This window comes from Pseudomonas sp. BIOMIG1BAC (assembly GCF_001705995.2).
GTDB lineage: Bacteria > Pseudomonadota > Gammaproteobacteria > Pseudomonadales > Pseudomonadaceae > Aquipseudomonas > Aquipseudomonas sessilinigenes.
On sequence record NZ_CP049045.1, the window covers coordinates 2,435,475 to 2,449,781 of the forward strand.

The following is a 14,307-nucleotide window of genomic DNA, read 5'->3' on the forward strand; positions in this document are numbered from 1 at the left end:
GCGTTTATTCAAGGCGTGAAGTCGTCGCTTTGATTCAATGGAGTACCACATCATGGAAAAATCTCAAGTTTATGGTGACCTACACCTTCAGCCGCTGGCCGGAGTCTGGCGTGAAGGTAGCGCTGGCCGCTTGATGACGGTGACCGACCCATATACACAGCTGTCTCTCCTCGAAATTCCGCTGGCGAACCAGATGGATCTTCATGTTGCCTACACCAAGGCGGCGGAAGTCCAACCTGCATGGGCTGCGCTGGGGCCCTCAGCGCGTGCTGCGGTACTCCTTCGGGCCGCACAGATCTTTGACGAGCGTCATGATGAACTGGTTGACTGGATTATTCGTGAGTCTGGAAGCACGGTGCTCAAGGCGGAGATCGAGTGGGCCTTAGCCAAGTCCATTACACTTGAGGCCGCATCGTTTCCAAGTCGAGTTCATGGTCGAATCGTCGAGTCGAATGTGGCTGACAAGGAAAGCCGCGTATACCGGCGACCGCTGGGTGTAGTCGGTGTGATCAGTCCCTGGAATTTTCCCCTGCATCTCACTCAACGTTCAGTTGCTCCCGCCTTGGCGCTAGGTAATGCTGTAGTGGTGAAGCCCGCGAGCGATACGCCTATCACCGGTGGTTTGTTGTTGGCTCGGGTGTTTGAGGAAGCAGGACTTCCTGCTGGGGTGCTCAGTGTTGTGGTGGGGGCGGGAGCCGAGATCGGTGATGCATTCGTCCAGCATCCAGTCCCCAGCTTCATTTCTTTTACCGGTTCTACTCCGATTGGCCAGAACATCGCTCGGCAGGCGGGCAGTGGCGAGTACCTCAAGCACGTAGCCTTGGAGCTTGGGGGGAACAATCCATTCGTAGTACTGGCCGATGCTGATCTAGAACAGGCCGTGCATGCGGCTGTAGTGGGAAAGTTCCTGCACCAGGGGCAAATCTGCATGGCGGTCAACCGCATCATTGTCGAGGATGCGATCTACGATGATTTCGCTACTCGCTTCGTCGAGCGGGTCCGTGATCTGCGGCTGGGCGATCCGAAGGACCCGGCTACTGCAATTGGCCCGGTGATTAACACTAAACAATTCAGCGGACTCTTGACGAAGGTCGAGCAGGCCCGCAACGAAGGAGCTTTGCTGGCGTATGCCGGAGATTCCAAGGGGCTCGTGTTCGCACCGCATGTATTCATTGAGGTCGAGCCGCATATGGAACTCGCTTATGAGGAGATCTTTGGGCCGATTGCCGGGTTGATGCGCGCACGCGATGCCGAGCATGCCCTGGTGTTAGCGAACGATACTCGCTTCGGTCTGTCAGCGGCGGTTTTTACCGGGAATCTAGAGCGTGGCGTTCAGTTTGCTCGGCGGATCCACTCGGGTATGGCGCATGTCAACGACATCACAGTAGGGGATGAACCCAATGTCCCGTTTGGTGGCGAAAAGAACTCGGGGCTAGGCCGCTTCAATGGCGACTGGGCTATTGAGGAGTTCACCACTACGCAGTGGGTCTCTGTCCAGCGAGTGCCACGGCCTTATCCGTTCTGAGTGCATCAATATTCAGGTATAGAGCTGGTCACAAACTGAAGTGCAAATGTATGTTCCCACATTGAAGTAGGCTCCCATGAAAATTAACTACGAACAAACTATCGAAAATTTCTCCGAAGAATTTCATCTTTCTAAGAAAGAGACAGAAAAAGGAAAGGATTATATCCCTGGAGGATTCAGTAGGCGTACATTCGCCTACGGTCCGCATGCAATTTTTGTTGATAAGGGCGATGCACAGTATATATACACAATCGAAGGGAAGAGGTTGCTTGATCTAAACAACAACTTCTCGACTAATGTGTTGGGGCACAATCATCCCTTGGTCATGGAAGCAATTCAAAAGATAATTCCGAACGGATTCTCTTTCGGTAATCCGACTGACTATGAGTTGGATTTGGCAAAACAAATATGCGAAAGAGTTAATTCTATCGATCAAGTCAAGTTCTTCTGCTCTGCCAGCGAGGCATGCTTGAGTTCGATACGAATTGCGAGGGGCTACACGGGGAAAAAGAAAATTGCCAAGTTCGAAGGTGGTTATCACGGCTTTACCGACGATCTTGCAGTATCTGCTCACCCCAACCCAAGTGCATTTCCTGGTCCAGACTTCAATCCAAAAGCCATGCCGGACTCTGATGGTATTCCGTCTTATAAGACGGATAACGTGGTTGTGCTGGTCCAAAACGACTTTGCTGCGTGTGAGAAGATACTGCGTAACAACGCCGATGAGATTGCCTGCCTAATCATGGAATTACAGTCCTGTGCTGGTGGTATCGTCGAGCTTGAAAAGGAATTCGTACGAAAGATCAGGGCTCTTACGGAAGAGCTTGGCATCCTACTGATCGTTGATGAGACTATCACTCTCCGCGCTGCATACGGTGGCTTACAAAGTGTTTATCAGGTAAAACCGGATATGACCGTGCTTGGGAAAATGATTGGCGGTGGTCTGCCTATTGGCGCTGTTGGTGGAAGCCGAAAAGTGTTCCGTGTGCTGGAGGACAACCAGGTGATGCTTTCTGGCACTCACCACGGACATCCACTGGCGTGTGCTGCTGGTAGTGCGTGTCTGAAAGCCATGGATGCGGATGCCTACGTGCGACTGAATACTATGGCAAAAAAAATCAAAACTGAGCTGAATTCTTGGGCGCAAGAGTTCAAGTATCCATTCATCGTCTTTGGTTTGTTTTCTGTCTTCGGTTATGCATTTACGAAAGAATTTGGTCAGGCAATTACTACGCATCGAGATTATTGGAATAAAATCGATGAAGACAGCATGAATATCTATGCACTTGAAATGGCAACCCGGGGTTATTTCCCGGTACATCGTGGGCAAGTTGGTTTGACGCTTCCGATGACTGACGAAGATGTCGACGGGTACATCGAGACCACCAAGGACATTATTAGGCTGATTTATAGCGAGGACTAAGGTACTTGAGAGACAGCCAAGGACGGTTCCCCCTCGATATTAAAATTTCGAATGCAACAGGTTTGGTCGTCGAATTCTGTGGCTCGGCAATCAGGTGCTCACGGGCACCCAATCCTCCAGGATCTCTCCGAGCCTAGGAAGCATCCCTACAGCGACGTGCCTGGGGAAGGCATGTAAGTGAGTGTTCTAGTGTCTCTATCACGCAACGTCGAAGTGACCGGACTGCCGGGCTGCGATTTCCTTTCAACGTGGCTAGTGCCAGAGTGCTCCGTGGTGCATCAGCCAACGGTACGTAGCGCACCCCAGGATGGCTAAATAGTCGAGTGGCGGTTAGCGGGAAAGTATCGAATGCGCCGCCATAGGCAACCGCAGCCAGGCTTTCTGGGATGGACTGAACCAGTGCGCCGACTCGGCTTGGTTCCTGCCGCTCCGGGCCCAAACTCCAGTAGGACGCCCATTCAGCAGGGGCACCTTCGCCAGCAACGGCGAAGGGTTGCTCCATCAAGTCCGAAATGTGGAGGAGTGGAGCGTCAGCCATAGAATGGCTGGCCGGGACGGCAGCGACGCGAGGCTCATCGAACATTGCGTCGAATTCAAGTCGTTCATCGCCGATGGGCAAACGGACGAGCGCTGCATCTACCTTACCGCTGATCAGCGCCTGGACCTGGTTGGTCATGTTCAGCTCGGTGAAGATCATGCGGATGTCCGGATTGACCTGCCGGAACATTGAAAAGATCAGGTGAGTGAGCTCACCGGCGGCATCACCGAAGAATCCCAGTTTCAACACAGCACGACTCTTCTCAGCAATGGCCCGGCATTCGAGGATGGTGTTGTTCATATTGCCCAGTACTAGACGCGCTTGGTCAATGAAGGCCTGGCCAGCTTCGGTTAAAGAAACGCGGTGACTGGTACGTTCAAACAGCCGGAAGCCGATTTCTGTTTCGAGCTTAGCGATCTGAGCGCTCAAGCCCGATTGGGCAATATTCTCGATCTCGGCTGTCTTGCCGAAGTGAAGGGTTTCGGCGAGCCTGGTGGCGAGGAGAAGTTGTTTGGTGTCCATGGGTTATGCCTCCCTCATGGAGGTGGAAATAGAGACTACACGCAATATCTATGCTCTCCATCGCACCCCTATCGTGAGAGAGATCCTCGCCTCCTTGCGGCTAGTACGAACTCCCAGCAGTGTGGCTGCCGCTGGCTGTTGGCACTTACTGCTGCGCCGCGTCGAATTAGCGGTCACCCCATACTAATACTGCGGGCGTAGAATTGGGGAATAAATCGACGCACATGTAAAGCAGTGGTGCTCCCATTGGTCGCTTAAGCTGCCTACGGGAGTGGCCACTTCCAACAACCTCCAGAGACTACGGGAGTGTCAGTTGCAAATGCAACATGGACTCTGACCACTTTCCACGACGGCACTGGCGAGCAGATCATAGGGCCTGACTGGACCTGGAAAATAGTATTGGACCATTCAGTCCTTAACTGCTAGCTTGTTCTCACGAGGCATCGATTAAGCTTGCCCCGTTGCTCCGGAGCCCCGTACTGATCATGGCCAGACCGCAAGAGTTCGACACCGCCGAGGCCCTGCACAAGGCCATGGTCGTGTTCTGGCGCAAGGGCTATGAGGCTACGTCGATGGTCGATTTGCTCGATGCCACAGGGCTGAGCAAGAGCAGCCTGTATGGCACGTTCGGTGGGAAGCGTGAGTTGTTCGTAACTGCCTTTGATGCCTATCGCAATGAGCGGGAAAAGGACATGAGTCGCGTTTTGGCGCAGGGACATGCCCGCCAGGCGATTGAAGAGTTCTTCCGTATGCTTTTTGTCAGCCTCGGGGCGCTCGAGCCTGCCCGTGGCTGCATGAGCATCAACCAGGGTGTCGAGATGGCACCGCATGATCCTGAGATCCGCGCGCGGGTCATGGAGGACTTTCGTCACATCGAGGATGCGCTGACCAGCGTTATCGAGCGAGGGCAGGGAGACGGTTCACTGACCAGTACCAGAAATGCTCGTGAGTTGGCTCGCCTTTTGGTCCTTGCCTTCCCTGGACTTCAGGTGATGGCCCGCATCGGGTATGCACAAGCTGATCTCGATGACTCGCTGAGTCTTTTACTTTCCAATCTCGACTGACCGCAGGCTCAGGATTTTTTTACCCAAAATGGACCGATCGGTCCTTAATAGATAAAAGCCGGAATCGAGGAGATACCCATGAAAATTCAACAGATACGCAACGCAACGCTGATCATCGAGTATGCCGGAACGAGGTTTCTGATCGACCCGTTGCTGGCAGAGAAGGGTGCTTATCCGGGTTTCGAGGGCACTGCGAACAGTCATCTGTTCAATCCCACTGCTGCCCTGCCTGTGTCGATGGACGAGATCCTGAATGTTGATGCAGTCATCGTTACCCACACTCACCCCGATCATTGGGACGAAGCTGCCAAGGCCTTGCTGCCAAAATATCTGCCGGTCTTTGCCCAGCACGAACAGGACCGTGAGTTGATCAAGTCTCAGGGGTTCACTGACGTTCGCCTGCTAATAGGTGCCGAGTTCAATGGGATTACGTTGGTTCAAACTTTGGGGCAGCACGGTTCGGATGCTGCAGTCGAGGCAATGGGGGAGATCCTTGGTGAGGTCTGTGGGGTGGTGTTCAAACATCCCCAAGAAAGGACCGTATACCTCGTTGGCGATACTGTCTGGAACCAGTACGTCCAGGATGGCCTAAAGGAGCATGAACCCGATGTCGCGATTCTCAATGCAGGCGACGCGCAGGTCCCTGGCCTGGGTTCGATCATCATGGGCAAGCACGATGTATACGAGGTATACAGGGCCGCACCGAAGGCGACACTTATCGCCACCCATATGGAATCGGTGAATCACGCGGTGCTGACGCGTAAAGAGCTTCGCGATTTCTCCATTGAGAAGGGTATGACCGACCGTCTGCTGGTTCCTGAGGACGGCGAGACCTACAGCCTCTGAGTCGAATTCCCCTTCCCATAAACGCTCACAGCAAGAAAGAAAACATGTCAGTTGAAGCAAACAAGGAAATTGTCCGTCAGTTCTACGCAGCTATTCAGCGCGAAGACTACGAATCCGTCGCCAGAATGTGCCACAAAGACTTCAAGTTCTACCTCCAGGTAGACACTCCCATTCTTGGGGCGGAAGGCTTCGTCCAGTCGGAAAAGAAAAACTTCGATGCCTTCGAAGGATTCATTTTCAAGATTGAAACCCTGTTAGCCGAAGGGAATCAGGTCGCGGTCTACATGGCCTTCGACGGGCGGCAAACTGGCGTGTTGGATGGGCATGAGCCGAAGGGCGCCCGACTGCATTTCTCCCTCATGATGTTGCTGACTATTGCCGAAGGGAAAGTCATCGAGAAGCGTGCCCACTTTGACCGCATGGATATTCACCGGCAGATAGCTGGCGCGGGTTGATCCTGGGGCTACAGATCATTTCTTCAGGGATTTGATTGCTCTGCGACGTTCTTGCGACTTCGTCATCGGTTTCATTGGATTTGGTTCCTTGGAGCCTGCGAGGTGTCCAGCTGAAAGGGGCATAGCACACTGGATGTAATGGGGCACCCTTGCCCCACCCACCCACCCACCCACCCAAGCAGCATGGATGAACGGTAGTTAAGAAGGTTATGCATCCTATGTTGTTGCTGACAAAGTTAGATCGCACGAGGCGACAGGTCTGGCGATTTACTCTCTGTTCCTTGCCTGGCAAAACGTAAATGCCTCAAGTGCCATCGAAGCGCCTGAATCACCCTGCGTGCGCCTCAAGTCGATGAGCAGGGTGGTGATCTTTGGTGAGGGTGGGATTCGCAATGTAGTCAATGATGTAGGTCCTGCTGCGCTGGCTGCAGAACCAAGCGGTGAAATTTATCGGATGACCTCGGCTGTCAGGTTGAAGGAGTTTCCTGCAGCCGCTGCATCACACCGAGGTAAGCGATAGCGCTTATATCCGTGCGTTGTAGGATGGTGAAAGCCCAAACCGGTAACGGTTCGGGCTTTTTGCTTTTATGTCAGAAGACTACCGCTCCTACGCGGACTCGATGTCTTCGTAAGGCAGGCCAACGTAATTCTCGGCAATGGTCTTGCGCCCGGCCTCGGAACCGACGAAGTAGTCCAGTTCGGTCTGCTGCATGCGCTGGCTGAAGGCGTCGGTGTTGGGGAACTTGTGTAGCATCGAGGTCATCCACCAGGAGAAGCGTTCGGCCTTCCAGATGCGTCTCAGGCAAATCTCCGAGTACTTCTTCAGCAAGTCACTGCGGCCTTCGCGGTAGACCTTGAGCAGTATGCGATACAACGTGCTGACATCGCTGGCGGCCAGGTTGAGGCCCTTGGCACCGGTGGGCGGAACGATGTGCGCGGCGTCGCCGACCAGGAACAGGTGGCCGTACTGCATGGGTTCGACCACAAAACTACGTAGCGACGCGATGCTCTTTTCGATGGATGGGCCAGTGATCAGGCGTGCGGCGGTCTCAGTCGGCAGGCGGCTTTTCAGTTCGTCCCAGAAACGCTGATCGGACCAGTCCTCGACCTTCTCCTCGCTGCCCACCTGCACGTAATAACGGGTGCGGGTCGGTGAGCGCATGCTGCACAGGGCGAAGCCGCGCTCGTGGTTGGCGTAGATCAGCTCCTCGTTGACCGGTGGCGTGTCGGCCAGCACGCCGAGCCAGCCGAACGGGTAGACCCGCTCGAATTCCTTAAGCACGCCCTGCGGGATCGACTGACGCGATACACCGTGGAAACCATCGCAGCCGGCGATATGCTCGCAGTCCAGGCGCACGGCTTCGCCATTATGGGTAAAGGTGACATGCGGCTGTACGCCCTTGAGTTCGTGCAACTGGGCGTCGGTGACGTTGTACAAGGTGATGCCGCCGCTGGCCTGGCGCGCGGCCATCAGGTCGCGGGTGACTTCGGTCTGGCCGTAGATCATCACGGTCTTGCCCCCGGTGAGTTCGCGCAGGTCAATGCGTTCGCGGCGGCCATCGAAGGCCAGCTCGAAACCGTCATGCACCAGACCGTCCTGATCCATGCGCTCACTCACACCCGCCTCGCGCAGCAAGTCGACCATGCCCTGTTCTAGCACGCCAGCGCGGATGCGGCTGAGCACGTAGTCGGGACTCTGGCGTTCGATGATGATGTTGTCGATGCCGGCCTTGAGCAGCAGCTGGCCGAGCAGCAGACCGGACGGGCCGGCACCGATAATAGCGACTTGGGTCTTCATTGTTATTGTCCTTGAGGGCTGACGACAGACGCTGTGACACCTGCCTGACTTTCTTCTCCTGCATTTTTGGTGGATATAGTTCGGCTTTGAAGGCACTATTCGATTATCTTTCTGGACTTTTCGAGTTTTTCTGAGTTATGCATAAAGCCTCCACTACGGCGGTTCCGGTGTTCAAGCTGTACGGCGAAACGGCCGCCTGGCCGACACCTGATCTGATCCACTGCGAGTCAATTCCCGAGCGCAGCCGCCTGCACGACTGGGAAATCAAACCCCATCGGCATGGCGATCTGGTGCAGTTGCTGTACGTGCAGGGCGGTAGCGCCGAGCTGGAAGTGGAGGGCGTGGTTAGCTGTGTGCAACAGCCTTCGCTGCAGGTGGTGCCGGCGCTTAGCGTGCATGGTTTTCGCTTTTCTCAGGACATCCAGGGCCATGTACTCAGCCTGGCCCTGCCGTTGGTGGAACAGCTCGGCACGGTGCTCGACAGCCCACCGCTGGCGCGTGCCGCCTGCTATCAAGCGGGTGAGCAAAAGCGCTATATGGACGGGTTGTTCGACGCCATCGTCGAGGAATACAACACCCAACAACAGGGCCGCGAGCTGATGCTGCAGTCGCTGGTCAGTGCCTTGCTGGTGTGGGTCGGTCGGCGCTCACTGGCCCTTGAACATGCCGAGGCGCAGAGCCCGGATCGTGGCCGCGAACACCTGCAACGTTTTACCCGCCTGCTGGAAAGTCACTTTCGCGAGCACCGGCCCATCGAACATTACGCCTCTGAGCTGGGTATCAGCGCCGCGCACCTGAATGCCCTGTGCCGACGCTTGGCCGGGCAGTCGGCGTTGCAGCTGATCAACCAGCGCCTGTTTCTGGAAGCCAAGCGCTGCTTGGTGTACACCGCCATGACTGTCAATCAGGTGTCAGACAGCCTGGGCTTTTCCGAGCCAGCGTATTTTTCTCGCTTCTTCAAACGTGGCAGCGGCCTGACGCCCAAAGCCTTCCGCCTGCAACGCTGAGCAAGAGCCCCGATGAATATCGACAACCGCATCAAATTCCGCCACCTGCTGTGCTTTCTCGAAGTGGCTCGCCAGGGCAGCTTGGCGCGTGCCGCCGAGGTGTTGGCAATCAGCCAGCCGGCCGTGTCGAAGACCCTCAAGGAGTTGGAGGAGGTCCTCGCCACCAGCCTGTTCGACCGTAGCAAGCAGGGCGTTACGCCGACCCCGGCCGGGTTGGCTTTTTTGCGCTACGCCGGGCCCAGCGTGCAGGCTTTGCGCGAGGGGGTGCGTAGCTTGCGCAGTGGCGAGCATGAGGCTGGTGTGGTGCGCCTTGGCGTGCTGTCGACGGTGGAAAGCTCGCTGTTGCCTGATGTGGTGCGGAGGTTGCACGAACAGCACTCGGCGCTGGTGGTCAGTGTGGTCACCGGGCCCAGTGCCCATCTGCTCGACCAGTTGCGGGTCGGTGCGCTGGACCTGGTGGTCGGGCGCATGACTGACAGCCCGCAGATCGAGGGGCTGAGTTTCGAGCACCTGTACAGCGAGTCGATGGTGCTGGTGGTGCGCTCCGGTCACGCGCTGCTTGAGGCTGATCTGCGTGACCGTAGCCAATTGGGCGGCTACCCGGTAGTGCTGCCGCTGGCCGGCACCACGATTCGCCGCTATGCCGACAGCCTCTATGTGCAGTGTGGCATCGTTATGCCGCAGCAGCGCCTGGAAACCCTCTCGGTGGCGCTCAGCCGGCGCTATGTGCAGAGCAGCGATGCGGTGTGGATCGCCCCACAGGATGCCGTGCGCCAGGACCTGGCCCGCGGTGAACTGCTGGAATTGGATATCGGCCTGCGCGAACCCGGTGGCTCGGTGGGCATCTGCAGCAACCCCACGGCGGCGCTGTCGCTGGCGGCGCAGTGGTGCTGCGAGGCCTTGCGTGAAGCAGCGGCGGTCTACCGCGATGGGCTAGCATGCTGTTGAAAAACTACCTGCGTTGCCATTGCTGCGTTAAAAACATGTTCGGAGTGCTCATTTACGGCTCGTAAACTCCGTGTCCTGGTCTGTTTTGACGAGCCGAAGGCTGTTACTAACGTAGCGCCTTGCACTGGCTACCTCGCCTACGTTTCTCAACGGCCTACTTGATCCATAACCATTAGATTATGGATAGAGGCGATCTTTTCAATTTTCCGCCGAACGACTCTGCTTGAGACTGGGTGCCAAGTCTGTATCCATTTCAATAAGAGGAGATCGGCATGTCCGATGCCCAGCACAGCCGCTTCGTCATTCGCGACCGAAACTGGCACCCCAAGGCATTCACCCCCGACTACAAGACCTCCATTGCCCGCTCGCCGCGCCAGGCGCTGGTGAGCATCCCGCAGTCGATCTCGGAAACCAGTGGCCCGGATTTCTCGCACCTGCAGCTGGGTCAGTACGACAACGACCTGCTGCTCAATTTCAACAACGGCGGATTGCCGGTGGGCGAGCGCATCATCGTTACTGGGCGGGTCATGGACCAGTATGGCAAGCCGATCCCGCATACCCTGGTGGAAATGTGGCAGGCCAACGCCGGTGGCCGCTACCGCCACAAGAACGACCGTTACCTGGCCCCGCTCGACCCCAATTTCGGTGGTGTCGGCCGTGCGCTGACCGACAGCCAGGGCAACTACAGCTTCCGCACCATCAAACCTGGCCCGTACCCCTGGCGCAACGGCCCGAATGATTGGCGTCCGGCGCATATCCACGTTTCCATCAGCGGTCCGTCGATTTCTACCCGGCTGATCACCCAGCTGTATTTCGAAGGTGATCCGCTGATTGCGATGTGCCCGATCGTCAAGTCGATTGCCAACCCGGATGCGGTGCAGAGCCTGATTGCCAGGCTCGATATGAGCGCGGCCAATCCCATGGATTGCCTGGCCTATCGCTTCGATATCGTGCTGCGCGGGCAACGTCAGACTCACTTCGAAAACCGCTAAGGAGCTGTTTCCATGCCTATCCAACTACTGCCGGAAACCCCCTCGCAAACCGCCGGCCCCTTTGTGCATATCGGTCTGGCTTCGGCCGCCGCTGGTAATCCAAGTCGAGAGCAGGAAATCTGGAATCAGATGGCCAAGCCAGAGACGCCAGGCAAACACATCCTGTTGATCGGCCATGTCTACGATGGCAACGGTCACTTGGTGAAGGACTCTTTTCTGGAGTTCTGGCAGGCCGACCACCAAGGCTGCTACGACAGCGTCTTCGACCCGGAAAAACCCTTCAACGGTTTCGGCCGTACCGCCACCACCTTCGATGCTGGCGAGTGGACCCTGCACACCATCAAACCGGGCGTTATCAACAACGCCGCCGGCGTGCCGATGGCACCGCATATCAACGTTTCGCTGTTTGCTCGTGGCATCAATATCCACCTGCAGACCCGCCTGTACTTCGCCGATGAGGCCGAGGCCAATGCGAAGGACCCGGTGCTTAACCTGGTCGAGCAGCCGCAGCGCCGCGAGACCTTGCTGGCCTTCCCCTGCGAGGTGGATGGCAAGCCCGCGTATCGCTTTGACATGCGCATTCAGGGTGACGGCGAGACGGTGTTCTTTGACTTCTAACATGAGTCGGGCGGACGTTCGCGTCCGCCAGCATTTCGAGGCGGTGTTGAGGGCCCGTGGCTATCGGGCTGACGCCGCGCAACAGAAAGCCATTGACCATCTCGGTCAGTGGCTTTCTGCGTTTATGTCTGCACACCAGCGCTCATAAGCCCGGAATATCAAGTTGCTCTCAGGGGCACCGCTGCAGGGTGCGCTTGGGCTGTTCGTAGAACAACTCGCGGTAGCCTTCGGCAAATCGCCCCAGGTGCCAGAACGAGTGACGCATGGCGATTTCCGCCACGGTGGTGTGTGCGGGCGAGGCCTGCTGTAGATCACGATGGGCGGCGTTCAGGCGCTTGGCACCAGGATAGCGGTGGCTGCCTTCAGCGCCGCTGCATTGCTGAGTCACGAGCTGCGCGGTTTGCCAATCGGGGCCTGAATGCTGGGCAACACATCGTCAATCCTTGGCTGAGGTCATGTCGGGTGGTGTCACGATAAACACGTGACCATAGTGGTCGGTTGCGATTATCGAACCATGGTTCGATAATCGCTCAAAGCTCCGCGCCACCATCCCCCTCGGAGCTATGCACAGGACAATAACAATGAGCGAAGAATCCCGCCTGCCGCTGTCGACCCTGGCTCCGCCTATCGTCGCCTCACCGGCAAAGCGCATCGAGGCGCTGACCGGCGACCCGAACTTTATGACCTCACTGGCCCGTGGCCTGGCGGTGATCCACGCGTTTCAGGAGCGCAAGCGCCACCTGACTATGGGGTTTGGGGAGCAATGGAACCAAAAACCAACGTAAGCCCTACCAACGCTTTTCGGTGTCTTCTTCCCAGGCGCCCATCTCGACAAAACAGTTGCGCATGTCGGCCTCCTGGCTGATCTCGGTCAGCAGGTCATGCACGCTCTTGTCCAGCTCATCGTCGCTCCGATACGGAATGGTCAACTCATAGTGGCCGGCATCCAGCCGCTTCATGCCATAGGGCTCCAGGCAGTAGCGCTCAATGTTCTCCGTGGCCCGCTTCCGGCCGCGCACGAACTTGCTGTTATTCACCACCGCGAGGCGCAGGGTGACGGTGGCCACCCGCTCGGCGGCGGGCGGCTCTGCCGGCGACGCGGCCGAAGGCTGCTGGTCGCGTGACCTGGCGCTCTTCTGGTACGCGCCGATCTCGACACCACGGTGGCGCAGGTAGCTGTACAGCGTGCTCTTGGAGATGTGCAGCTTCTCGCCGATCGCGCTGACGCTCAGGCGACCTTCGCGGTAGAGGGTTTCGGCCGCCATGGCGGTGGCCTCAGCCTTGGCTGGCAGGCCCTTGGGACGGCCACCGATCCGGCCACGCGCCCGTGCGGCCGACAGACCCGCCTGAGTCCGCTCGCGGATCAGCTCGCGCTCGAACTCCGCCAGCGAGGCGAACAGGTTGAACACCAGGCGGCCTTGGGCGTGGGTGGTGTCGATGGGGTCATTCAGGCTCTGTAAGCCGACCTTGCGCTCTGCCAGCTCGCCGACCAACTCGACCAGGTGCTTGAGGGAACGCCCAAGGCGATCCAGCTTCCAGATCACCACGGCATCACCCGGCCGCACGTTGGCCAGCAGTTTGTCCAACTCCGGCCGGGCGCTTTTCGCGCCGCTGGCGATGTCTTGGTAGATGCGTTCGCACCCGGCCTGTTTCAGGGCATCGACTTGTAGGTCGGCTTTCTGATCCCGAGTGCTCACTCGCGCATAACCGATCTTCATCAAAAGTACTGTTTACTCGACTACGTTAGTAATAGTTGAACTTTGATTAAGCGTACCAGTTATTTGAACCGTAGCGCGGGGAGCTTAACGAACCGAGCCATTCCTCGATAGAGTTCGGCAAAACCTTCGTTTTGTCGAACCATTGCATCGCCCTTTGTGATTGGCGTATAAACACACAAACACCTATTAGCGGAGAACGCTATGAATACCATTCGCTGGAATGTCGCCGTCTCGGCCGACACCGACCAGTCGCTTCGGATGTTTCTGGCCAGCCAGGGCGGCGGCCGTAAGGGCGACCTGTCGCGCTTCATCGAAGAAGCGGTACGGGCACACATCCTGGAGCTGAGCGCTGAGCAGGCCAAGGCCGCTAACGCCCATCTGAGTGAGGCAGAATTGACCAACGCGGTTGACGAAGCGCTCGACTGGGCACGTAAGCGCTGATGCGGGTCGTGTTGGATACCAACATCCTGTTCAGCGCCCTGATCTCGCCACATGGCGCGCCCGATGCGATCTACCGTGCCTGGCGGGCGGCGCGTTTCGAGGTGGTGACCTCGCGGATGCAACTCGATGAAATTCGTCGAGCCAGCCGCTATCCCAAGCTTCAGGCCATCCTACAGCCCGCCAAGGTGGGCGCCATGATCAATAACCTGCAACGGGCTGTGGTACTGGAGCGCCTGACCATCGAGGTCGAAGCCGATGATCCGGATGACTCGTTTTTGCTGGCCATGGCCTTGGCGGGCGATGCGGACTACCTGGTAACCGGTGATCGCCGCGCCGGCCTGCTGCAACGCGGGCACATCGAACGCACGCGGATCGTCACGCCCGCCGTGTTCTGCGTCGAGGTGCTGTGATC

The 14,307-nt window shown here is 57.3% G+C and carries 14 protein-coding genes and 2 pseudogenes; 12 read left to right on the top strand and 4 right to left on the bottom strand.

Annotation, left to right across the window (positions count from 1 at the left end; genetic code table 11):
• The first annotated feature begins 52 nt into the window (after positions 1-52).
• Positions 53-1,525 carry an aldehyde dehydrogenase family protein gene (locus ATY02_RS11570; RefSeq protein WP_068579882.1) on the top strand — a complete coding sequence of 491 codons (1,473 nt, stop codon included), beginning with the start codon at positions 53-55 and terminating at the stop codon, positions 1,523-1,525.
• 76 nt (positions 1,526-1,601) lie between these two features.
• Positions 1,602-2,948 (top strand): aspartate aminotransferase family protein, encoded by a 1,347-nt coding sequence (locus ATY02_RS11575; RefSeq protein ID WP_068579880.1) that lies wholly within the window; start codon positions 1,602-1,604, stop codon positions 2,946-2,948.
• A 133-nt stretch (positions 2,949-3,081) separates the two neighbouring features.
• Here ATY02_RS11575 and ATY02_RS11580 read toward each other — a convergent pair whose 3' ends face one another.
• Positions 3,082-4,008 (bottom strand): LysR family transcriptional regulator, encoded by a 927-nt coding sequence (locus ATY02_RS11580; RefSeq protein WP_068579878.1) that lies wholly within the window; start codon positions 4,006-4,008, stop codon positions 3,082-3,084.
• 485 nt (positions 4,009-4,493) lie between these two features.
• On the opposite strand from ATY02_RS11580, the gene ATY02_RS11585 reads away from it, so the two are divergent.
• The 3 genes from ATY02_RS11585 (at position 4,494) to ATY02_RS11595 (ending at position 6,373) form a co-directional block, all read left to right on the top strand.
• The gene (locus ATY02_RS11585; protein ID WP_068579877.1) at positions 4,494-5,072 is read left to right on the top strand and encodes a TetR/AcrR family transcriptional regulator; all 579 of its coding nucleotides are present in this window, start codon (positions 4,494-4,496) and stop codon (positions 5,070-5,072) included.
• A gap of 78 nt (positions 5,073-5,150) precedes the next feature.
• Complete coding sequence (locus ATY02_RS11590) at positions 5,151-5,918, top strand: MBL fold metallo-hydrolase (RefSeq protein ID WP_068579876.1); 768 nt, start codon at positions 5,151-5,153, stop codon at positions 5,916-5,918.
• Between the two features lie 44 nt (positions 5,919-5,962).
• Complete coding sequence (locus ATY02_RS11595) at positions 5,963-6,373, top strand: ester cyclase (protein WP_068579875.1); 411 nt, start codon at positions 5,963-5,965, stop codon at positions 6,371-6,373.
• A gap of 607 nt (positions 6,374-6,980) precedes the next feature.
• Here ATY02_RS11595 and pobA read toward each other — a convergent pair.
• Complete coding sequence (pobA, locus tag ATY02_RS11600) at positions 6,981-8,171, bottom strand: 4-hydroxybenzoate 3-monooxygenase (RefSeq protein ID WP_068579863.1); 1,191 nt, start codon at positions 8,169-8,171, stop codon at positions 6,981-6,983.
• Positions 8,172-8,308: 137 nt separating this feature from the next.
• On the opposite strand from pobA, the gene ATY02_RS11605 reads away from it, so the two are divergent.
• The 4 genes from ATY02_RS11605 to pcaG all read left to right on the top strand — a co-directional run bounded on the left by ATY02_RS11605 (position 8,309) and on the right by pcaG (position 11,736).
• A complete protein-coding gene (locus tag ATY02_RS11605; protein WP_068579857.1) occupies positions 8,309-9,178 on the top strand; it encodes a helix-turn-helix domain-containing protein in 870 nt (289 codons plus the stop codon).
• Positions 9,179-9,190: 12 nt separating this feature from the next.
• Positions 9,191-10,126 (top strand): pca operon transcription factor PcaQ, encoded by a 936-nt coding sequence (pcaQ, locus tag ATY02_RS11610; RefSeq protein WP_068579856.1) that lies wholly within the window; start codon positions 9,191-9,193, stop codon positions 10,124-10,126.
• 272 nt (positions 10,127-10,398) lie between these two features.
• Positions 10,399-11,118, top strand: coding sequence for a protocatechuate 3,4-dioxygenase subunit beta (gene pcaH, locus ATY02_RS11615; protein WP_068579855.1), 720 nt, complete (start codon positions 10,399-10,401; stop codon positions 11,116-11,118).
• A 12-nt stretch (positions 11,119-11,130) separates the two neighbouring features.
• Positions 11,131-11,736 (top strand): protocatechuate 3,4-dioxygenase subunit alpha, encoded by a 606-nt coding sequence (gene pcaG / locus ATY02_RS11620; RefSeq protein WP_068579854.1) that lies wholly within the window; start codon positions 11,131-11,133, stop codon positions 11,734-11,736.
• 169 nt (positions 11,737-11,905) lie between these two features.
• On the opposite strand, the pseudogene ATY02_RS11625 reads toward pcaG, so the two are convergent.
• A pseudogene (locus ATY02_RS11625) lies at positions 11,906-12,073 on the bottom strand (AraC family transcriptional regulator); the annotation flags it as partial.
• A gap of 244 nt (positions 12,074-12,317) precedes the next feature.
• Here ATY02_RS11625 and ATY02_RS11630 point away from each other — a divergent pair.
• A pseudogene (locus ATY02_RS11630) lies at positions 12,318-12,485 on the top strand (IclR family transcriptional regulator); the annotation flags it as partial.
• Positions 12,486-12,524: 39 nt separating this feature from the next.
• Here the strand turns inward: ATY02_RS11630 and ATY02_RS11635 are convergent.
• A complete protein-coding gene (locus tag ATY02_RS11635; RefSeq protein ID WP_003150544.1) occupies positions 12,525-13,454 on the bottom strand; it encodes a recombinase family protein in 930 nt (309 codons plus the stop codon).
• A gap of 201 nt (positions 13,455-13,655) precedes the next feature.
• On the opposite strand from ATY02_RS11635, the gene ATY02_RS11640 reads away from it, so the two are divergent.
• Both ATY02_RS11640 and ATY02_RS11645 read left to right on the top strand, forming a co-directional pair.
• Positions 13,656-13,895 carry a ribbon-helix-helix domain-containing protein gene (locus ATY02_RS11640; RefSeq protein WP_003089107.1) on the top strand — a complete coding sequence of 80 codons (240 nt, stop codon included), beginning with the start codon at positions 13,656-13,658 and terminating at the stop codon, positions 13,893-13,895.
• Positions 13,895-14,305 carry a putative toxin-antitoxin system toxin component, PIN family gene (locus ATY02_RS11645; RefSeq protein ID WP_003150546.1) on the top strand — a complete coding sequence of 137 codons (411 nt, stop codon included), beginning with the start codon at positions 13,895-13,897 and terminating at the stop codon, positions 14,303-14,305. Before ATY02_RS11640 ends, ATY02_RS11645 begins: the two co-directional genes overlap by 1 nt.
• The last annotated feature ends 2 nt before the right edge of the window (positions 14,306-14,307 follow it).